Source organism: Bradyrhizobium sp. UFLA06-06 (assembly GCF_054820065.1).
On record NZ_JADFUD010000142.1, the window covers coordinates 1 to 2,950 of the forward strand.

The 2,950-nt window shown below is 61.8% G+C and carries 4 protein-coding genes; 2 read left to right on the plus strand and 2 right to left on the minus strand.

The genetic code is table 11. The annotated features are described in order from the left end of the window. Positions 1-36: 36 nt before the first annotated feature. Complete coding sequence (locus tag IF803_RS42310) at positions 37-1,200, plus strand: recombinase family protein (protein WP_461196137.1); 1,164 nt, start codon at positions 37-39, stop codon at positions 1,198-1,200. Between the two features lie 51 nt (positions 1,201-1,251). Continuing rightward, positions 1,252-2,127 carry a hypothetical protein gene (locus tag IF803_RS42315; RefSeq protein ID WP_461196138.1) on the plus strand — a complete coding sequence of 292 codons (876 nt, stop codon included), beginning with the start codon at positions 1,252-1,254 and terminating at the stop codon, positions 2,125-2,127. On the opposite strand, the gene tnpB is transcribed toward IF803_RS42315, so the two are convergent. After that, positions 2,115-2,417 carry an IS66 family insertion sequence element accessory protein TnpB gene (gene tnpB, locus IF803_RS42320; protein ID WP_461196139.1) on the minus strand — a complete coding sequence of 101 codons (303 nt, stop codon included), beginning with the start codon at positions 2,415-2,417 and terminating at the stop codon, positions 2,115-2,117. The genes IF803_RS42315 and tnpB overlap by 13 nt on opposite strands. Beyond that, positions 2,414-2,866 (minus strand): IS66-like element accessory protein TnpA, encoded by a 453-nt coding sequence (gene tnpA, locus IF803_RS42325; RefSeq protein ID WP_461196140.1) that lies wholly within the window; start codon positions 2,864-2,866, stop codon positions 2,414-2,416. The genes tnpB and tnpA overlap by 4 nt, the downstream gene beginning before the upstream one ends. Between the last annotated feature and the right edge of the window lie 84 nt (positions 2,867-2,950).

Below are 2,950 nucleotides of genomic sequence, written 5' to 3' on the forward strand. Positions count from 1 at the left end.
TCAACGAGGTCGCCGCAGTGCTGGCGGAGGCAAGTCATGAAATCCGAGCTGGTCAAGCCGATACACCTGGCGCGACGGGCGGTCGTGTACATCCGGCAGTCGACGACCCATCAGGTGGTGACCAACCAAGAGAGTCTGCGATTGCAATACGCGCTTCGCCAACGCGCCATCGAGCTCGGCTGGCCCGAAGCTGGCATCGACGTCATCGACGCTGATCTCGGCATCAGTGGAGCGTCGGCGGCTCAGCGCAGCGGCTTCAAGGAGTTGGTCGGACGTGTTGGGCTCAGAGAGGTTGGTCTGATCCTGTCGATCGACGTGACGCGCCTCGCCCGCAACTGCTCGGATTGGTATCCGCTGCTCGATATCTGCGGCCTGCACGGCTGCCTCATCGCCGACCGTGATGGCGTCTATGACCCTGGCAGCGCGAATGGCCGACTGCTGCTCGGCCTAAAGGGGACGATATCGGAGCTCGAGCTCCATACGATACGTAGTCGATTGACGGCTGGTCTTCTTGCCAAGGCGGAGCGCGGTGAGCTTGCGCTCACCTTACCGATCGGCCTTGTCCGCGATCCCTCTGGCGTCGTCGTCAAGGACCCGAACCTGGAGGTGCAGGAACGGCTCGAGCTGCTGTTCGAGACCTTCCTGAAAGTGCGCACCATTGCCAAGGTCATGCGTGAGTTCAACGACCGTGGTCTGGAGCTGCCGCGCCGCGATCGTCACGGCGATCTGCATTGGGCGCGGGCGACGACATCCGCGGTCGCAGCGATTCTGAAGAATCCTGCCTATGCGGGCGCCTTCGTCTACGGACGGACACGACTGCGCAAACTGTCGGACGGAAGATTACCGACGAAGGTGCCGAAGCCGATCGAGCAATGGCGGGTCATCGTCAAGGACCGCTATCCTCCCTATATCGCTTGGCAAAGCTACGAGAAAATCAGGGGCATCGTCAGCGACAACCGAGCAGAATACATGCGCAACAAGACCAGGGGTGCTCCACGTGAGGGCGAACTACTGCTGCAAGGCATCGCATGGTGCGGAAGATGCGGTCACAAGATGTACGCTCGCTACAAGGGGGGCGCCGAGTACGTCTGCAATCACCTGCGTTCGCATCAGGGGCTGCCGGCGTGCCAATACATCCGTGCTCGCCGCGTTGACGCCGCCGTGGCGCAAGCGTTCCTCACAGCGCTGGCGCCGGCCTAGATCGACGCATTGTCGTGCGCTCGTCGCGCTCAGCAACAGGCGTACAAAGCAATGCAGAGCGGTGCCGAGCAGCAGCTCGAACGCCGGCGCTACGAAGCAGCGCTCGCCGAACGTCAGTTCAACCGCGTCGATCCTGACAACCGGCTTGTCGCCGCCGAGCTCGAGCGCCGTTGGGAGGAGGCTCTGAAGGAGGTCCGAGTGGCAGAGGAGGCCCTGGCCCGTTTGAAGTCTCCCCAGGCTATCGCTCAGATCACCGTTGGCAACAAGGCGCTGAACGACAAAATCGTCCGCCTCTCCGGCCGTCTGCCTGAGATCTGGACGGACCCGCGCACGACCGACGCGAAACGCAAGGCGCTGCTGCGCTGTCTCATTGACAAGGTGATCCTCGACCGCGGCGAGCACGACGTCGTCAGGATGAGGATCGTCTGGCGCGGCGGAGCCGTCACCGACATCGAGGTAAAGATGCGCGTCAACTCAGTAGCGGATCTTACCCAAGGCGCGGAGATGCGAGAACGCGTGCTTGAGCTCGCCCGCGCCAAGATGCACGACGACGAGATCGCTGCCATGTTGACGAGCGAAGGACACCGATCACCAAATTGCACCGACAAGGTGCTGCCGATCACCGTCCAGCGCATTCGCTTGCACGCCGGCCTCAAGGGGCTTACCGAGCAACGTACACGATGGCGGCATTCAACCGACTTGCTCAGCGCACAGCAACTTGCCAGCGTATTGAACATTCCCGTGAACTGGCTCTACGTTCAGATCAGGCAAGGGCGCCTTTTGATCGATCGTCATCCTTCCGGCGCACATCTGTTCTCCAACACGTCGCGCGTGATTGAGGCTGTTCGAAAACTACGCAATCATGAGCTCGATCATCTCGATCTCAGAATCACTGAGCCTCACGAGGAGGGGCATCAACATGCGTAATCGAGCAGCACCGAGAGCTGAGCATGAGATAGCGGCATGACGCCTTCCTTGATCGGCGGCCAGCTGAACTGCCCTTCGATTCTCTTGTAGTAAAGAACAAGGCCGCTTCCGTCCCAGGTCAGGATCTTCACGCGATCTCGGCGCTTGGAGCGAAACACCCACAGCCCGCCGTCGAACGGATTGGCTCCAAACGCCTCGCTCACCAGCATCGCCAGCGAGTCCATGCCGCGACGGAAATCGACCGGCTGCGTCGCGATCCAGATCGGTAACCCAGCGCGGAGCCCGATCATCGGCCAACCGTCCCGACTGCCGCAAGCACCTCGCAGAGTGCTCGCCGGTCGACCGTTCCCACGACACGGATGCGAACCACGCCGACGTCGATCTCAATCGCCCCCTGCTCCTCGCATGGCGGCAATTTGCCTCCGCAGCCCGTGATCGCGACCGGCACAAAGTCTGATGGCACGCCTCCATCCCTGCGCTCCGCGAGCTTCGCCCGCGTTGCCTGACGACGCCAAAGAAACAATAGGCTCGGGCTGATGTCGTGTCGCCGCGCCACCCCGGAAGCGCTTGCACCCGGCGCGAAACTCTCCGCGACAATCGCCGCTTTCGCATCGGTCGACCAGCGCCGTCGTCGGCCGGTCCCCGTGATGATCTCGACGCGCTGCAGCGTGTCGGAGCCGTCCTCATGGATAGGCGCATGCCTATCCTTATCGCCATCCTTACAACTATCTTTTGACATGGTGACCTCGTGACGAACCAATCCACGAGATCTTCCTAGCCGACCAGATCAACCCTCAGTGCGTGGTCGCCGGATGACGCTCAC